Raw genomic sequence first — 19,108 nt, forward strand, 5'->3', positions numbered from 1 at the left:
ATCTTTTTTCTTTACAAAAAAACCTTTTCTCTGCTAGAATAGTACTTACATGGGAGGATTTTATGGGAGATTGTAAGATTGAACTTTTTGAGGTAAGTCCTTATGTTAGGGGAGACTTTACTTATGAAAATATTGATTATGCCTATAGGGGAGATTTGTTTTCTGCTTCTTTTATTATAGAGAATCTTTCGTCAGAGAGTTTATCTGTCAAGATTGAGCCTTCTTCTTTAAGATCTTCCGAATCTTGTATTCCTTTGGATTTTATTTCTATAAGGATTCTTGAAAAAGCAAGAGGCCATATAGGAAGAGGGTATGATAGGACTCTTATGCCGGATTTTCCAAAGCTTGAACTTGATGATATTATAGACTATAAATCTTCAGCTGTAATAGAAGGCGGTTCTTCACTTAGGTTTTTCTATTATGTAAATTTCCCAAAAGATGCTAAGCCAAAGCTTTATAAGGGTAAAATTAATATTTATTATCAGAAATCTCATTTTGAATTAGAGTTTTCGATTAGACTCTTAGACCTTTGTAGGGAGGAATCATCTTTTGATATAAATCTTTGGCAATATCCCTTCTCTTCTTATAGATTTTATGAGCTTTCCGAGAAAGAATTGTTTGCTAAAAGGCACATGGACATTTTAAGAGAGCATCTCTTCTTGTACAAGACACTTTCTGGAAAAACTCTTACTACAACCATAGTAGATGAACCCTGGGCCCATCAGACCTATGACGATAGCCCTTCTATGATTAGGGGGTTTTCGAAAGATGGAAGATATGATTTTGATTATTCCTACTTCGATAGATTTCTTAGTCTTGGCGAAAGTTGTGACATGCTTGATAAGATATATGCCTTTTCTCTCATAAGTTGGAGAGCTGCAACAAAGGATAAGGAATTTTGGCAAAGGTTTTTGCCGGATTTTATAGAACATTTGGATGATTTAGGATATTTTGACAAGACTTATATAGGGATTGATGAAAGAGACGAGGTGGAAGTAAGGGATGCTATAGATTTTCTATCAAGCTTTAAAAACAAGGATGGGAATACTTTTAAAATTGCCTATCAGACTTCTTTTGACAAGGAAAATATTGAGCTTTTCGATAGGATAGAGGATGTCTCCTTTATTTTATCTAGCGTCGACGATGATTGTATTTCCTATGTTAGAGATAGGAGAAAGAAGGGGCTTTTTACAAGTCTTTATACTTGTACTGGAATATTTCCCAATACCTTCCTTTACTCAGAACCTTTCGAAGCAACTTGGCTAATTCTTTTTTCTTATCTAAATGGATTCGATGGATTCTTAAGATGGGCTCTTGACGCTTGGGTAAAAGATCCTAGGCAAGATACGAGCTTCTTTCTTTGGGAAAGCAGGGATTCCTTTCTTATATATCCGTCTAAGGATAAGAGGGAAAATAAACCTAGCCCTAGCCTAAGCTTTGAAGGAATGAGGATTGGACTTATGATGGTAGAGAAAATAGTATTTATTAGAAAGACCTTGAAGGGATACTACTTGGAGCAATTTGAAAAAGAAATACCTAGAATAAAACCAAAGACTTCCTTCGAAAATGAATATGGAGCAAGAGTATCTAGCAAAGGCGAGCTAGTAAAAACCCTAGAAGAAGTAGAAATGATTTCAAAATTGATTTATAAGTATAGCAGGATTATTGAAGAGGGATTTTATGAAAATTATTGATGACATATTAAAAGATATAAGATATACAGATACTAGGATAGGGACAGCTTCCGTAAGAGATTTTTCTAATGGCAATACCCTACCCTTGTGCGGGATGCCTCATGGGAATAATTATCTTACACTGATGACCAGGGACGATGGGACTTTCTTCTTTCATCCAGAAGATAAAGATCTCCTTGCCTTTCGCATAAGCCACCAGCCTAGTCCTTGGATGGGAGATTTTTCCTATATCAATATCCTTCCCTTTACGGATGATGAGAATATAAGTTATGACAGGGAAAAATCGATATTTAGACCGAATTTTCTTAAAATCTCTTACAAGAATGGGGGAAGGGTCCTTGCTTCTATGATGGATTTGGGAGGAATAATCAAGTCTTGTGGAAAGGATTCTTTTAAAATATTTGCAGATGGTCTAAAACTAGATAAGACTGGAGATTACTTGGAAGGATTTGTCATAAATTATGCGGCTTGTGAGGATAGGGATCTTAAGATGTATATCAAAATTGGTTTTTCAACAGCCTATAAGTTTTCTTTCGAGAAGGGATGCTACTATGTAAAGACAAGTAGTGATGATATATCTCTTAAGTTCGCAACATCTTTCATCTCAATGGACCAAGCCCGAGATAATTATGAAAAGATCCCTGATGATCTTGAACTTATCATCAAAGAATCTAAAAAGACTTGGGATAAATATTTCGATATTTTCCAAATAGGAGACTTAGACTATGAGGATAATTTCCAAAAATTCACCCCTTACAGGAAGATAGACAAGGTAAAGTTCTTTTACCATGCTGTCTACAGAGCCTTCCTTTTTCCCATGAAATTCTTCGAAAAGGATAAGGAAAATCAGGACATCTATTTCGATACTCATTCTAGGTCTATAAAAAGAGGGAAGTTTTATACAAATATTGGCTTTTGGGATGGACAGAAGACCCTCTTTCCCCTCCTTAGCCTCGTAGCAGAAGAAGATTTATCGGATATTTTAGAAGGGGTTTTGAACTTCTATCGTGATACCGGCTATCTTCCAAAGTGGCTCTCACCAGATGAGAGAGGACTTATGCCAGGAACCTTGGTTGAAAATGTGATAGCTGATGCCCTTACTAAGGGGATTTCTATCGATAAGAAAGAACTTTTCTTAGAGGTCTTGTTGGATGCGGCTGAAAAGGAAGCAGAAGAAGATAGATATGGTCGTTTCAAGGCTAAAACCTACAGAAAGCTCGGCTATGTGCCATCAGACTTTCCCGAATCTGTCAACCAGACTCTTGATAACAGTCTAGCGGATTTTTCTATAGGAAGGCTTGCAGAGCTTTGCGGGAAGGAGAATTTGGCAGATAGATATTATTCTTATTCTAGAAATTGGGAAAAGCTCTTCGATTATGAGACTAAGTTTCTTAGGGCAAAGAATAGAGAAGGAAAGTTTGTAGGAGATTTTGATCCACTTTCCTGGGGTTCTCCCTACACAGAGGGATCAGCCTTCCAGAATTCCTACAATTGCTACCACGACTTTCCTAGATTGATAGAGCTTTTTGGAGGAGATGATAAGTTTGAAGAAAGACTTGATTATATGATAAATGCGGATTCTAGCTATCATGTAGGATCTTATGGCTATGAGATCCATGAAATGATCGAGATGAGTGATGCCCATTTTGGTCAATTTGCCATATCGAACCAACCTTCCTTTCATCTTCCTTACCTATACAATTTAGTCGGAAAGTATTGGAAGAGTGAAATTTTAGTAAAGACTTTGATGAGAGATTATTTTTCCTATAACTTTAGGGGATTTCCTGGAGATGAGGACAATGGTTCTATGGCATCTTGGTTTATCCTATCGGCTATGGGAATCTATCCACTCACACCAGCAAGTGGCTTTTATGAAATGGGTATAAGCCTTTTTGATAAGATGAAAGTGAAGCTTTCTTCGGGAAATACTATAGAAATTAGGACTCGCGAAAATTACCCCCACAAGAATTTTGTCAAATATATAAAAGTAGACGGGAAAATTTTAGAAGGAAAAAGAATAAGCCATGAGGACTTTATAAGGGCAAGGGAGATAGTCTTTAGCTTGAATATACTTCCAGGGAGGGGAGATTATGAAAAGTAAATATTATATAGAAAAAATAGATACTAATCAAAGAAGAATCAATCTTAATAAGTCTTGGAGATTTACTTTAGGGGATATTCCAGGATTTTACAAGAACTTCTTCGACGATTCTTCCTGGGATTATATAGACCTACCCCACGATTACTCAATAGCTAGACCTTATTCTAAGGCGGGAGAGGCCCAGTCTGCCTATAAGCTCGGAGGAGTGGGGCTTTACAGGAAAAGTTTTATTATAGAGGAGAAAAAGAGAGCTAAACTTTCCTTTGATGGAATCTACTGTGATGTAGAAGTTTTCTTAAATGGGAAGAAACTAGCTTGCCACCACCATGGATACAGTCCCTTTCTAATCGATATTACTGATTTCCTTTATTATGATAGGGAAAATATTTTGGCTATCAAAGTTGATAATCCAATTCCTACTAGCCGCTGGTATTCCGGTTCTGGAATTTATAGAGAACTTGATCTCATCCTTACAGACGACATAGCCTTCGATGAAGTTAGGATTGATGATTATGGTTTAGAAGATAAAAAAGGAGAAATCGACCTAGAAATCAGGTCTTTTATTTCAAACAAGAGTAACTTTGATGAAGAAATTATCCTTGAACATAAGATTATCTACAAGGACAAATTAGTTGAAAGATATAAATCAGAAGTTTTTTCCATAGAAGCTATGGGAGAAAGAGAGCTTAAAGATAGATTTCCTATTTCCTACCCAAGACTTTGGAGCGTGGATAATCCCGAGTTTTACAAGATAGAATCTCTTATAAAACGTAAGGGTAAAATAATTGAAAAAATTACGATTGACTATGGCTTTAGATACTTTGCTGCTAGATCTTCTAGGGGTTTTTCCTTAAATGGAAAGGCCATAAAGCTAAAGGCAGTCTGCCTCCACCACGATCAGGGGGCTCTTGGGGCGGCCGATTATTATAGGGCAATCCTTAGGCAAGTTCTGCTTATGAAGGATATGGGAGCAAATGCTATAAGAATCACCCACAACCCAGCTAGTAAGAAGTTAATCGATATAGCGAACAAGGAGGGCATCCTCCTTATAGAGGAAATATTCGATGGATGGATTTTGGATAAGAATAATAATTACAAGGATTATTCTAGGTATTTTGCCCAAAAGATTGGTGAAAGCAAGCTCATAAATTCGACTTGTGGCATGACTTGGGGAGAATTTGACCTAAAGGAGACCTTAAGAAGAGATTATAATGCCCCATCAATCATAGCCTATTCTTTGGGCAATGAAATTTTGTGCGGGACTAACCAGACTAGGAGCAAGGAATATCCTAGTCTTGCCAGGGATTTGATAAGCTGGGCGAGAGGGCTTGACCAGAAGAGATTTCTAACTATAGGGGATAATTCCCTAAGAGATGGCTACGATAAAAACTTAGTCGAAATCGAAGAAGAACTCACAAAATCTAAGGGCCTTGTCGGTCTTAACTATTGCGATGGAGATAAATATGATAAGATCCACAAAGACCACCCTAATTGGATTCTCTGGCAGTCAGAATCTGCTTCATCAGTTAACTCTAGGGCTTGTTATGATAGGTTGGGAGATGATCTAAGAGAAGATATGCGCCTTACTTCCTATGATGAATCCGAAGTCGCCTGGGGAAATCTTGCAGCAGAATCCTGGTTTGATGTAATAAACCGCGACTTTGTAATGGGAGAGGCTGTATGGACGGGCTTCGATTATCTAGGTGAGCCAACTCCCTACAATGGCATCGAAAGGGGAGCGCCCTACGGCTTTCCTGCTCCTAGATCTTCCTTTTTCGGAATAGTTGATACGGCGGGATTTCCCAAAGACTCCTACTATCTCTATAGGGCCTTGTGGAATGAAAAGGATACAACGACCCATATCCTTCCTTCTTGGAATCCTAAAGAACTAGGAGATTTGGCAGAAAATGTACCGATTGTTGTCTACACTAATGCTTCTGCTATTGAGTTGATATTTACTGATGAAGATGGGAATATTAAATCTTTGGGAAAGAAATACATGGAGAAAGTTAGGACTGAGAGAGGATTTAGCTATAAGAAGGTCAAGGGAGTAGATGGTCCAAGATCTCTTTATATGACTTGGCATATGCCTTATGAGAAGGGAGAGATCTCTGCCATATCCTTTGATGAAAATGGCAAAATCATAAGAAATACGGTAGGAAGATCTAAGGTTAAAACTCCTACTGAAGATACTTTTATAAAATTAGAGGCCTTTTATCCTTCTATGGGAGAAAATAGGGAGGGAATTAACTTCATTACTATAGACCTTGTAGATAATGATGGGAATATCAAAACCGCCTTAACAGATGAAATATCCGTAGAAGTATCAGAAAATGCAAAGCTTCTTGGTCTGGATTCAGGCCTACAGACTGACTTCGAACTCTTTGCGACTGATAAGAAAAGGGCCTATGGGGGAAGGCTCCTTGCCATAGTTAAGGCAAAAGGTCCTGGTCCTCTTAAGCTTAAAGCTTCTGGCCAAAATTTAAGTCAGGTAGAGCTTACAATCCCTGTTTGGGGAGAATTTCACAAAAGAAATAGTCTAGTTTATGATAAGTATCTGATAAATTCTTCGTCAGAAGATCTTAATTTTGAAGGGGATAAGAAAATTACCTGGAAGCTAATAGAAAAAGGCAAGTATCATAGGACCTATGTGGGAGATTCTAAGATTGGACCGATGAACCTCTACGTTTTAGATATCAAGGGTGAGCTTAGGCTAATGGATTATGAAATGGGTATTTTCGAAGAAGAGCTACCAATCTTCCCTAAATCCCTTCCCCTAGTAGATGAGGAGGGACAAATTTATTATCATGGCAAGGAGATAAGCTATGATGATTTTGATGAGGAAAAATTTAGGGGAGAGGGTTTTGTAAGAACTAGGGCAATGCTTAAAGTCTTAGGGGAAAATTATAAATCTTCTGTCAGTGTAAGAAAGCTAGTAGAAAGATACAGAAAAGATGCCTATATAGAGGATTTCGCCCTAGAAAAAAGAGTGAGTGAAGATGAGATATACTTCGCCTACGATACCCAGCAGATATTTGGAGAAATTGAGATCTTTCCGCAAGGATCTTTTTCTAATCTTAGATTTTTCATAGGAGAAAGTGAGAATGAAGGAAGCTTCAAGGAGATTAGGGCTAATAAAATAGTAAAAGATTCTTCTAAGACTACTTTTACCTTCGAGAAATTTCCTGCAACATTAATCAAAATTATAGGCGATGTAAGAAATATTAGTAAAGTAAGGCTTAGGTCTATGAAGATTAAAGTGGAAGAATAGAAGAAAATCTTGGGAATCGGTAGAATATATAGTGAAAGAAAAGAGGTAGTATGGAAGAAAAGAAAAGTTTGTGGCAACTATTTAAGTCCACCCTATATCTGTCCGCCTTTACCTTTGGCGGAGGTTATGTAATAATTTCACTGATGAAGGATACCTTTGTAGATAAGCTAGGCTGGCTAGAGAAGGACGACATGCTAGATATGACTGCTATTGCCCAGTCGGCTCCTGGAGCTGTCGCTGTAAATGCAGCTGTAGTAGTAGGTTATGAGACTTTTGGCATCTCCGGTATGCTTGTAGCAATCCTTGCAACTATTATTCCGCCCCTTGTGATAATTTCTACGATTTCTATTTTCTACAAGGCCTTTATAGCCAATAAATTTATAGCGACCTTTCTTAAGGGAATGCAGGCAGGAGTCGCAGCCCTTATCTTTAAGGTAGTCATAGATATGACGAAAGATTTATTAAAACTTAAGTCGAAAACCCTCCTTCTAGTAATGGTTTTAAGCTTTGTGGCAGGATTTTTCTTTAAGATTAATATTGTCTATATCATCCTTGCTTTGATTTTGGTGGGCCTTATCTATTCATGGAAGAAGAAAGGAGAAAGCCGTGCTTCTTGACTTATATTTGACCTTTTTTAAGGTGGGACTTTTCTCCTTCGGTGGAGGTTACGCTGCCCTTCCACTAATCCAGCAGGAAGTAGTCGGGGCAAATTCTTGGCTAAGTCTTTCTGAGTTTAACGACCTTATTACCATAAGCCAGATGACTCCAGGGCCTATTGCCGTAAATTCTGCGACCTTCGTGGGAGTTAGGGTAGGAGGTATTCTTGGAGGGCTTGTCGCAACCCTAGGTTGTGTGACGCCTTCTGCGATAATCGTTGGAATTTTGGCCTATTTTTACAAAAAATACAAGGACCTAGATTCGATTTCTAATGTCCTATACTTCCTAAGACCTGCTATAATTTCTATGATTTTAATAGCTGGCGTAGATATACTTATGACTGCCTTATTTGACACAAGAGCAATTACTTTAATGAATCTAGACTATAAGATGCTAGGGCTTTTCGCCCTTATCTTAATCCTAATGATCAAAAAGGATATAGATCCGATTAAGCTGATGCTTGCATCAGGAGCTATCTATCTTTTGATAAGTTTAATATGACACAAGGGACTTGATAAAAAATTTGCATATCAAGTCCTTATTTTATATAATAAAAGAAAAGCTTTTCATGAAGAGAAGCGAACAAAGGAGTTTTTATGAAAATCAAATTACCTTATGGCAAAACATTCCAAGAAACAGAAATTGACGATTCAAGAATTCAAGGAATCCTAACATCTCATCTAGAAGAATACCATCCAGAAGACGACCAACTTACAATAGTAAAAAAAGCTATGGCAAGTCCCATCGAATCAAAGAAACTAAAAGAGCTTGCTGTCGGCAAGGATAAGGTTGTCATCCTTATAAGTGATCATACAAGACCAGTTCCAAGTAAATACATACTTCCCCTAATGCTTGCTGAAATCAGAGAGGGAAACCCAGATGCGGACATAACCCTCCTAGTAGCTACAGGATGCCATAGAAATTCTAAGAAAGAAGAATTGATATTTAAACTCGGTGAAGAGATTTATAATAATGAAAAAATCTACATCCACGACTGTGATGATGAAGAAATGCTCGTAACCTTAGATGAAAAGCTTCCTTCAGGTGGAGATATTGTAGTAAATAAACTAGCTGCTGAGGCAGATCTTCTAGTAGCTGAGGGCTTTATCGAGCCACATTTCTTCGCAGGATTTTCTGGAGGAAGAAAGTCAGTCTTTCCTGGATGTTGTTCTAGGAAGGCTGTAATGTACAATCACAACTCAGAATTTATCGACAGTCAATACTCAAGAACAGGAAATCTCGAAAACAATCCAATCCACAAGGACATGGTTGCAGCAGCCAGAGCCCTAGGCCTTTGCTATGTAGTTAATGTAGTTATAAACTCCGAAAAGAAAGTAATCCACGCAGTAGCAGGTGATCTTGAGAAGGCTCACGAGGCTGGAACAGATTGGCTAAAGGATAAGGCGGGAGTTGAAAGAAAAGAAGCAGACATTGCCATTACATCAAACGGTGGCTACCCACTTGATCAAAACATCTACCAAACAGTTAAGTCAATGACAGCAGCAGAAGCGACCCTTAAAGATGACGGAGTAATCATAGTTTGCTCTGAATCAGGAGATGGTACTGGAGGAGATGCCTTCCACAAGGCCTTCCTAGAAGAAAGAGATATAGAAAAGCTATACAAAGGCTTCCTCGATACACCAAAAATCGAAACTATACCAGACCAATGGGAATCACAAATCCTATGTAGGATTCTCCTAAAGGCAAAGGCAGTAATCTACGTATCAGATTATGATCCTAAAGTCCTAGAAGACTTCCACTTTATCCCAGTCAAAACCCTAGATGAGGCTATGGAAAAAGCAGACGAATTAATGGGCAAAGACAGCACAGTTACAGTTATACCAGACGGTATTGCAGTTATAGTAAAATAAATTAGAGCCGGCTTAGACCTGGCTTAGACTGTAGACAAAGTAGCTCTAATTGAAATTTATTTTATAGTTAAATTACCCTTATCTCGACTAAGAGAGTGAAACGAACGCATGGAGAGATCTCGTTAGATTTCTCCACTCACTCCGTACTCTGACTCGTTACTTAGTAACTTTTCCGTGCTTTCGCACTAGTCAGAGGGGTAAATAAGGGTGTTTTTTGAAATTTTCTATAGTCCAGGCCGGCTTAGTCCGGCTTTTCTTGTGCAATCTTCTTAATAGAATCGACTTTTTTGAATCGAGCAGATATAGATTTTAGAAAATTAAAAAACTTTGGCACTTATAGTATAGTAATCCAAAGAGTAAAGAGAAAAGGAGATTTTATGCAAAAAAAGTGGTGGCAGAAGGAAATTGTTTATCAGATTTATCCTAGGTCTTTCAAGGACTCAAACAATGACGGGATAGGTGATATTAGGGGAATTGTTGAAAAACTTGATTACTTAAAGGACTTGGGCATTACTATGATTTGGCTTTGCCCAATTTATAAGTCCCCTATGGCCGACAATGGTTATGATATTTCTGATTATTTCGATATCAATGAAGAGTTTGGCAGTATGGAAGACTTTGATCTTTTGGTAGCAGAAGCGAAAAAAAGAGATATCAAGATCATGATGGACCTTGTCCTAAACCACACCTCTAATGAACATGCGTGGTTTAAGGAGGCGATATCTGATAAGGATAGTCCTTACAGGAATTATTATATCATCAAAGAAGGGAAAGAGCTTCCAAACAATTGGAGATCGATCTTTGGTGGCTCTACTTGGACTAAGATAGATGGTGAAGATGCCTATTACTTCCATTCCTTTGCCAAAGAGCAGCCAGATCTCAATTGGGAAAACCCTAAGCTTAGAGAAGAAGTAATTAATATTGTTAATTTCTGGATTGATAAGGGAATAACAGCCTTTAGGATGGATGCGATTAACCATATCAAGAAAGACCCATCCTACAAAAGTGGTGAGCCAGACGGGGCTGATGGCAGAGTTTCAGTCGTAAAATTCGGCAGAAATCAAGAGGGAGTTGAAGAACTCATAAGGATCCTTTCAGATAATACCTTCAGAATTCACGATTCGATGACTGTTGGTGAGACCGCTGGTCTTTCTTATGATAAATACGCTAACTACATCGGTGATGATGGTGTATTTTCCATGGTATTTGACTTTATCCCAGCAAACTTCGACGTGGTTGAAGAAACTTGGTACAAGAGACTTGACTGGAAGGTAAGTGACTTTAGAAAGTCGATTTTCGATAGTCAAGAATCGATCCAAAAATACGGCTGGTCAGCAAACTTCATTGAAAACCACGACCAACCAAGGGCTACTACCAAGATTTTAAGGGAAAAGGACGAGGATATTGATGCTATCAAGATGCTTGGAGGAATATATTTCTTCTTTAGGGGAACTCCTTATATCTACCAGGGTCAAGAGCTCGGTATGAAAAACTTCGTAAGAGAATCACCAGACGACTTCCAAGACATCCAATCCATAGACTCCTATAATAGATCGCTAGAGGAAGGATTTAGCGAGAAGGAAGCACTCTACTTCACTAACCTTAGGAGCAGGGACAACCCAAGAGTTCCTTTCGCCTGGACTGGGGAAAAGTACGGAGGATTCTCAGAAACTAGACCTTGGCTTGCCATGGCCTACGAAAATCCTAAAGTAAATGCAGACGATGAAGAAAAGGATAAGGATTCTGTCCTAAACTTCTACAAAAAAATGATAGACTTTAGACAAAATAGCCAGTATTCTGATATCCTAATCTATGGAGACTTCAAGCCTCTAGAAGGATTGGATGATGAAATAATAGCATATGAAAGAATCCTAGATGGTAAAAATCTAGAAATTATCGCCAACTTCTCAGATGAAGAAAAGAAAATAGAAGCAAAGGGTAAGGATATAATCTTTTCAAACTTAAGGGGAGAAATTGAAGGAGATATCTTAAGCTTAAGCCCATACGGCTTTGTAATCCTAGATAAAAAAGTTAATAAATAACAAGAAGAAGACGCAAAATCAAAGGTGATCATAAGCCTTTGCTTTTGCGTTTTGCTTTAATTCTATAAATCTTCGCAAAACATTTGACATTCCTTTGACTAAGTGTTATATTAATATCAGAAGAGATTGTAAGCGATTACAAAAAAGATTGAGCCTTATAATCGCTTAAAAATTTTAGGATAAATTGCAACCGCTTACAGAAATGTTTGATTATTTGATTAAGAGAAATATTAGAGATTAGGAACTTAAAATATCATAAACGATTAGGGTATAAGAGAAATAGGAAGCTTTAGCAATTAAATGGAGGAGTTTATGGAACTAAAACTAGAGAACTTAGATCAAATTCTAGAAAAAGTGGACAAGGGTCCAAAATATGACGTAAAAAAGCTTAGAGAAGAATCAATCAAGGATCCAAAATGGCTCGCTTTTGGTTCAGGTAATATCTTTAGAGGATTTATTGCAAGAGTAAACCAAGACGCAATAAATGCAGGCAAGGAAGATCGTGGAATTTCTGTTGTAGAAACCTTCGATGAAGAAATCATCGAAAAGATCTACAAGCCATACGACAACCTAGCCCTATCAGTTACCCTTCACAAGGACGGTAATTTCGATACAAACTTAATAGCCAACCTAGTTGAAGCTCTAACTCTTAAGGATATGACAAGAATTAAAGAAATTGCCACAAATCCTAACCTTGAACTAATGAGCTTCACGATTACAGAAAAAGGCTACAACCTCTACGGTTCAGACGGAAATCTTATGGGAGTAGTTAGAGAAGATCTTGAAAATGGTCCAGAAACTAGTAAGCACCTTATGAGCATTGTAACCGCTTTATTAAACCTAAGATATAAGGAAAATGGCAAGGCCCTAACCCTATTGTCAATGGATAATGCAAGCCACAACGGAGATTTAGTCAAAAACTCAGTTATGCTTATAGCTAAGGCTTGGCTAGAAAAAGGCTTCGTAGAAGAAGGATTTATCAAATATCTAGAAGAAAAAATAGCCTTCCCACTTTCTATGATCGATAAGATCACGCCAAGACCTTCTGAGGATGTTCAAAAACACCTAGAAGATGAAGGCTTTAGTAGAATGGAGACTGTAATAACAGAAAAAGGCTCCTATATAGCAGGTTTTGTAAACTCAGAGGAAGCAGAGTATCTCGTTATAGAAGATAATTTTACTAACGGAAGACCAGCTTTCGAAGAAGGCGGAGTATATATGGCAGATAGGGAGACTGTAAATAAGGTTGAGACAATGAAGGTTACAACTTGCCTAAACCCACTTCACACAGTGCTTGCGACTTACGGTTGCATCCTAGGCCATGCAAAGATTTCAGAAGAGATGGAAGATGTGGAACTTGTTAAGCTAATTAAGAAAATTGGTTATGACGAAGGCCTTAAGGTTGTAGTTGATCCTGGAATCATCAATCCAAAAGACTTCATTGATGAAGTAATCAATGTAAGATTTCCAAACAAGTTCATGCCAGATACACCACAAAGAATCGCAACAGACACATCACAAAAGATTCCTGTAAGATTTGGAGAGACTATAAAAGGTTATATGAATGATAAGAATCTCGATGTAGCTGACCTTAAGTTTATCCCACTAGCCCTAGCCGGTTGGTTGAGATATCTTCTAGGAGTAAATGATGAGGGAGAAGCTTTCGAGCTTTCAAACGATCCTATGATGGACTATCTAAAGGAAAGCCTAGAAGGAATCAAAGTCGGAGACTTCAAGGAAACTGATGGTCTAAAAGAATTACTAAGAAACGAAAAAATCTTCGGAGTAAATCTTGAAGAAGTTGGACTTTCAGAAATAGTTACAAAATATTTCGAAGAATTGTCAGATGGCCCTGGAAGTGTAAGAGCTACACTTAAGAAGTACCTAGCATAATTAAGGAGAAACGTTTATGAAAATGACATTTAGACACTACGGAAATGATGATCCAATCTCACTAGAATACATCGCACAAATTCCTGGAGTTACAGGAGTTATGGTTATGATGAATGAGTGGGAAGCAGGAGAAGTTTGGGAGAAGGAAGTCTTCCAAGAATACGTTGATAAGTGCCACGCAGTAGGTCTTGATTGTGAAATCATCGAGTCAATCAACGTTCACGAAGATATCAAGATGGGTCTTCCAACAAGAGATAAATACATCGAAAACTACAAAGAGTCTCTAAGAAACGTTGCAGCTTGTGGTGTAAAGACAGTAATTTACAACTTCATGCCAGTATTTGACTGGGTTAAGACAGAACTATACAAGGAGCTTCCTGATGGATCTAATACCCTTGCCTTTGACCAAGCCAAGGTAGAAGGTCTTTCTCCAAGAGATATGGTAAATGAAATCCTCGACGGAGCAGGAAACTTCGAATTACCAGGTTGGGAGCCAGAAAGACTATCTCAACTAGAAGATGTTCTTGAAAAATACAAGGATATCGATGAAGATAAATTAAGAGAAAACTACAAATACTTCCTTGAAGCAATAATCCCAACATGCGAGGAAGTAGGAATCAAAATGGCAGTTCACCCAGACGATCCAGCTTGGCCAATCTTCGATATACCTAGAATAACCTCAACTCCAGAAGATTTAGAAAAAATTGTAAATCTAGTAGATTCCCCATCAAATACCCTATGTGTTTGTACAGGATCATTGGGATCTAGAGCCCAAAATGACGTTCCTGCCATAATCGCAGACTTCGCTAAAAGAGGCAAAATCGGAGCAATTCACGCTAGAAACATCAAGTTTACTGGAGAAAAACAATTCTATGAATCAGCTCACCTTTCTAGCTACGGGTCATTAGATATGTACGCTATAATGAAAGCCCTCTACGATGCTGACTTTGACGGCTACCTAAGACCAGACCACGGAAGAATGATCTGGGGCGAAGAAGGAAGAGCAGGCTACGGACTCTACGACAGAGCCCTAGGAGTTGCTTACCTAAACGGTCTTTGGGAAGCTATAGATAAAAATAATAAATAGATAATCAAGTTTTTAGACAACTACGAACATAAACCTTTGATAGGTGAGGCCTCTCTTAGGAGAAGTCCTCACTTAATCCGAGGAAATTCTTTTGACCATAATAGACAAAAAATTAACTAATACTATAAAAGAAAGGAAAACCAATGAAATTCATGACAGAAGACTTTATGCTTCATAATGACTTTGCAAAAAAGCTTTACCACAATTATGCGGCCAAGATGCCAATATTTGACTTCCACTGTCACCTTGAAGCTAAGGAAATTTATGAAAACAAAAACATTCCTTCAATAACTGAAGCTTGGCTTGGTGGAGACCACTACAAGTGGAGAGTTATGAGATCTTGTGGGGTTGAGGAAAAATACATCACAGGAGATGCTGATGATTTCGAAAAGTTTGAAAAGTATGCGGAAATCATGCCATACCTTATAGGAAATCCAATCTATCACTGGACCCAACTTGAGTTAAAGAACTTCTTTGGCATAGAAGAGAGCCTTAACAAGGAAAATGCCAGAGAAATTTATGATAAGTGTAACAAGCTTCTAGCAAAAGATGAATTTAGACCAAGAGGCCTAATCGAGATGAGTAATGTGGCTGCAGTTTGTACCACAAATGATCCTATAGATGATCTTAAATATCACGAGCTTTTGGCTAAAGATGACTTCAAAGTAAAAGTCCTTCCAGCCTTCAGACCAGATAATGCCCTATACATCGAAAAAGATAGCTTCAAGGACTACATAGGAGATCTTTCTAAGGCAAGTGGAGTAGAGATTACAAACTTCACAGACATCAAAAAGGCCCTAAAGGCAAGGATGGACTTCTTTAACGACCATGGAGCCAAGGCCAGCGATCAAGCCTTCAAATACATCCCACATAGAAGATGTGACGAAGATTGTCTTAATAAAGTAGTTCAAAAGAAATTAAATGGAGAAGAGATTAGTCTAGAAGAGGAAGAAGCCTACAAGACAGAACTTGTAATATTCCTTGCCAAAGAATATAAAAAGCTAGACTGGGCTATGGAAATTCACGTTGGAGTAATCAGAAACAACTCCAAGTTAATGTTTGAAAAACTCGGGGCTGATGTTGGAGGAGATAGCCAAAACGACCTAAATTTCGCAGAAAATCTTGCGGACCTACTTTCTGATTTTGAAGAAAACGAAGGCCTTCCAAGAACTGTAATATTCCCACTTAATCCAAAAGACCAATTCCCAATTGCTACAGTTGGAGGATCTTTTAACAGGGCAAATCCTGATGGTATGCAAAATATCCAACTTGGAACAGCTTGGTGGCATCTCGACCACAAGGATGGAATGATAGAGCAAATGAAAGTATTCTCAAGCGTTGGAGTCTTCTCCAAATTCATAGGAATGCTAACAGACTCAAGAAGCTTCTTGTCCTACCCAAGACACGAATACTTCAGAAGAATCCTCTGCAACTTCATAGGAGAATTAGTAGAAAACGGCGAATATCCAGCTGACGAAGAATTCTTAGGAAAAGTTGTAGAAGATATTTGCTACAACAACGCAAGAAAATACATCAAAATAGATTTATAAAAGAAAGAAGGAAAAATGAGCAAAGTAGAAACAATCAGCCAAGTCTTAGACTTAGGAATCGTACCAGTAGTAAGAGCAAACTCAGCAGACGAAGCAATCGAATACTGTAAAGGCCTAATCGATGGAGGAATCAACACCCTAGAAGTAACCTTCACAATCCCAAACGCAATTGAAGTCTTCCAAAGAATCCAAAAAGAACTCCCAGCTGACACATTACTCGGAGCAGGAACAGTACTAGACCCAACAACAGCAAGACTTGCCATAATGAACGGAGCCAAATTCATAGTAAGCCCATCATTTGACAAAGAAGTAGCCAAAATGTGTAACATCTACAACATCCCATACATGCCAGGCTGCGTAACACCAGCCGAAATGCTAGAAGCCTACAAATACGGAGTAGACATCATAAAACTATTCCCAGGCTCCCTAACAGGCCCATCCTACGTAAAAGCAATCCACGGCCCATACCCACACTTCCAAATCATGCCAACAGGCGGCGTAAGCCTAGACAACCTAGAAGACTGGTTTAAAGCAGGTGTAGTAGCAGTAGGAGCAGGATCAAACCTAGTAAAAGGCAGCAAAGAAGAAATAACCCAAAAAGCAAAAGAATACCTAGAAAAAATAGCGGAGGTAAGAAAATAATGACAAAAAAAGTAGTAACCCTAGGCGAAATAATGCTAAGACTATCCACACCAGGATACGAAAGATTCGTTCAAGCTGAAAGCTTTGATGCAATCTACGGAGGAGGAGAAGCAAACGTAGCAGTATCCCTAGCCAACTACGGCTTCGACGCCCACTACGTAACCAAACTACCAAAACACGAAATCGGCCAAGCCGCAGTAAACGCACTAAGAAGATACGGAGTAAACACAGACTACATCGTAAGAGGCGGAGACAGAGTAGGAATCTACTACTCAGAAACAGGCGCATCAGCCAGACCATCCAAAGTAATTTACGACAGAAGTAACTCAGCCATAGCAGAAGCTAAAGCAGACGAATTTGACTTCGACGAAATCTTCAAAGACGCAGCACGGTTCCACACATCAGGCATAACCCCAGCAATATCAAAAGAAGGTGCAGAAATCACCAAAAAAGCCATGCAAGCAGCCAAAAAAGCGGGAGCCAAAATATCAATCGACCTAAACTACAGAGCTAAACTCTGGAGCCCAGAAGAAGCCCAAAAAGTAATGAAAGATCTCATGCAATACGTAGACGTCTGCATAGGAAACGAAGAAGATGCATCCCTATGCCTAGGCTTTACCCCAAAAGGACTCGACGTAACAAGCGGCAAACTAGACGTAGAAGGCTACCACGAAATCTTCAAACAAATGAAAGAAGAATTCGGCTTTGAAATGATCGCATCATCCTTAAGAGAATCATACTCAGCAAGTGACAACGGCTGGTCAGCCCTAATCTATGACGGCAAAGACTTCCACCAAGCTCCACAATACGACGTAAGAATCGTAGACAGAGTAGGAGGAGGAGACAGCTTCGCAGCAGGCCTAATCACAGGACTCCTAGATGGCAAAAGCCCTGCAGATGCCCTAGACTTCGGAGTTGCAGCAAGTGCCCTAAAACACACGATCAAGGGAGACTTCAACCACATGTCAAGAGAAGAAGTAGAAAACCTAGTAGACGGAGACGCATCTGGTAGGGTTCAAAGATAAGAAAGAAAAAATATCTTTAGGGAGGATACTCCCTTCCTAAAGATTATTTTTTAACAAAATGGAAAACGATTATCAATAAAGAATTAATAAATTTAGGAGGATAAAGTGGCTGATAGAAAATTAAAATTTGGAATCATCGGATACGGAACAGAAGGATCAATGTATGGAAAGTTCATTTCTGAAGGAATGGTTGAGAATGTAGAAGTAGTTGCAGTTTGTGATATTGATAAGGAAAAGCTTGAAAAAGCAAAAGAAGTTTTCCCAGAAGCAAAACTTTATGAAGACTACAAGGAAATGATCGATAGAGGAGAAGTTGAAGGAATCGTAACATGCGTACCTCACTATCTTCACCCAGAAATGGCAATCTATGGCCTAACTCATGGGGTAAATGTACTTAACGAAAAACCAGCTGGTGTTTATACAAAGCAAGTAAAAGAACTTAACGAAGTCGCAGAAAAATCTGATAAGGCTTATGCCCTATTCTTTAACCAAAGAACAAATCCACTATACAGAAAGCTAAAAGAAATCCTCGATTCAGGAGAACTTGGACCAATAAGAAGAACAAACTGGATCATCACAACATGGTGGAGACCAGATGCATATTACAAGCAATCTGACTGGAGAGCTACCTGGGGTGGAGAAGGTGGAGGAGTTCTTGTAAACCAAGCACCACACCAATTAGACCTTATTCAATGGATGACTGGAGCACCAGATAGAGTATATTCAAGTGTTCAATATGGTTACCAAAGAGATATAGTTGTAGATGATCAAGTACACTTTGTAATGGAATATGACGATGGTAGGACTGGAGTTTTTGTAACCGGTACCAACGAAATAATCGGTACAGATAGATTAGAAATCGTATGTGACGGCGGAAAAATTGTCGTAGATGATTCTAAGAAGGCAACAATCTACAGACTCAAAGAAACAGAAAATGACCTAAACGCTAGAATGACAATAGATGATGTGAAGATGCTCTTTGCAGGTCAAATGAAGATGGACGACTTATTTGAAACAGAAGTCATAGAAGAAAACTCTGTTTGGGGAGGCCAACACTGTGAAGTTTTAAGAAACTTTGCTGCTCACGTTCTTGATGGAGAAGAACTTCTTGCAAATGGTGCAGAAGGAATCAATGGAGTAAGACTTGCTAACGCAGTACACCTTTCAAGCTGGTTAGGTAAGCCTGTATCAGTTAAGGACTTTGACGATGATCTTTATCTAGAGCTTCTTAACGAAAAAATCAAAGAAGAAGGAAAATTCGAAGAAAGAAAGTAG

General features: G+C 38.5%; 13 protein-coding genes. All 13 read left to right on the forward strand.

Annotation, left to right across the window (positions count from 1 at the left end; genetic code table 11):
* The first annotated feature begins 62 nt into the window (after nucleotides 1–62).
* Entirely contained in the window at nucleotides 63–1,694 is a 1,632-nt protein-coding gene (locus C7D97_RS08140) for a DUF4091 domain-containing protein (protein ID WP_105301558.1), read from the forward strand.
* Nucleotides 1,681–3,795: a GH92 family glycosyl hydrolase gene (locus C7D97_RS08145; RefSeq protein ID WP_105301559.1), complete on the forward strand. Its 2,115-nt coding sequence runs from the start codon at nucleotides 1,681–1,683 to the stop codon at nucleotides 3,793–3,795. The genes C7D97_RS08140 and C7D97_RS08145 overlap by 14 nt, the downstream gene beginning before the upstream one ends.
* Nucleotides 3,785–7,066, forward strand: coding sequence for a glycoside hydrolase family 2 TIM barrel-domain containing protein (locus C7D97_RS08150; RefSeq protein ID WP_105301560.1), 3,282 nt, complete (start codon nucleotides 3,785–3,787; stop codon nucleotides 7,064–7,066). The genes C7D97_RS08145 and C7D97_RS08150 overlap by 11 nt, the downstream gene beginning before the upstream one ends.
* A 50-nt stretch (nucleotides 7,067–7,116) precedes the next feature.
* Nucleotides 7,117–7,683: a chromate transporter gene (locus tag C7D97_RS08155; RefSeq protein WP_105301561.1), complete on the forward strand. Its 567-nt coding sequence runs from the start codon at nucleotides 7,117–7,119 to the stop codon at nucleotides 7,681–7,683.
* A complete protein-coding gene (locus C7D97_RS08160; RefSeq protein ID WP_105301562.1) occupies nucleotides 7,673–8,224 on the forward strand; it encodes a chromate transporter in 552 nt (183 codons plus the stop codon). The genes C7D97_RS08155 and C7D97_RS08160 overlap by 11 nt, the downstream gene beginning before the upstream one ends.
* A gap of 95 nt (nucleotides 8,225–8,319) precedes the next feature.
* Nucleotides 8,320–9,594 (forward strand): nickel-dependent lactate racemase, encoded by a 1,275-nt coding sequence (gene larA / locus C7D97_RS08165; RefSeq protein ID WP_105301563.1) that lies wholly within the window; start codon nucleotides 8,320–8,322, stop codon nucleotides 9,592–9,594.
* A gap of 377 nt (nucleotides 9,595–9,971) precedes the next feature.
* Complete coding sequence (locus tag C7D97_RS08170) at nucleotides 9,972–11,636, forward strand: glycoside hydrolase family 13 protein (protein WP_105301564.1); 1,665 nt, start codon at nucleotides 9,972–9,974, stop codon at nucleotides 11,634–11,636.
* A 312-nt stretch (nucleotides 11,637–11,948) separates the two neighbouring features.
* Nucleotides 11,949–13,529 (forward strand): mannitol dehydrogenase family protein, encoded by a 1,581-nt coding sequence (locus tag C7D97_RS08175; protein WP_105301565.1) that lies wholly within the window; start codon nucleotides 11,949–11,951, stop codon nucleotides 13,527–13,529.
* Nucleotides 13,530–13,545: 16 nt separating this feature from the next.
* Nucleotides 13,546–14,616, forward strand: a complete 1,071-nt coding sequence (gene uxuA, locus C7D97_RS08180) for a mannonate dehydratase (RefSeq protein ID WP_105301566.1) — start codon at nucleotides 13,546–13,548, stop codon at nucleotides 14,614–14,616.
* A 143-nt stretch (nucleotides 14,617–14,759) separates the two neighbouring features.
* Nucleotides 14,760–16,166, forward strand: coding sequence for a glucuronate isomerase (gene uxaC, locus C7D97_RS08185; RefSeq protein ID WP_105301567.1), 1,407 nt, complete (start codon nucleotides 14,760–14,762; stop codon nucleotides 16,164–16,166).
* A 15-nt stretch (nucleotides 16,167–16,181) separates the two neighbouring features.
* Nucleotides 16,182–16,808 (forward strand): bifunctional 2-keto-4-hydroxyglutarate aldolase/2-keto-3-deoxy-6-phosphogluconate aldolase, encoded by a 627-nt coding sequence (locus C7D97_RS08190; protein WP_015778516.1) that lies wholly within the window; start codon nucleotides 16,182–16,184, stop codon nucleotides 16,806–16,808.
* A complete protein-coding gene (locus tag C7D97_RS08195; protein WP_105301568.1) occupies nucleotides 16,808–17,833 on the forward strand; it encodes a sugar kinase in 1,026 nt (341 codons plus the stop codon). Before C7D97_RS08190 ends, C7D97_RS08195 begins: the two co-directional genes overlap by 1 nt.
* Before the next feature lie 105 nt (nucleotides 17,834–17,938).
* A complete protein-coding gene (locus C7D97_RS08200) occupies nucleotides 17,939–19,108 on the forward strand; it encodes a Gfo/Idh/MocA family protein (protein ID WP_105301569.1) in 1,170 nt (389 codons plus the stop codon).

Source organism: Anaerococcus marasmi, from assembly GCF_900290195.1.
GTDB classification, from domain to species: Bacteria; Bacillota; Clostridia; order Tissierellales; family Peptoniphilaceae; genus Anaerococcus; species Anaerococcus marasmi.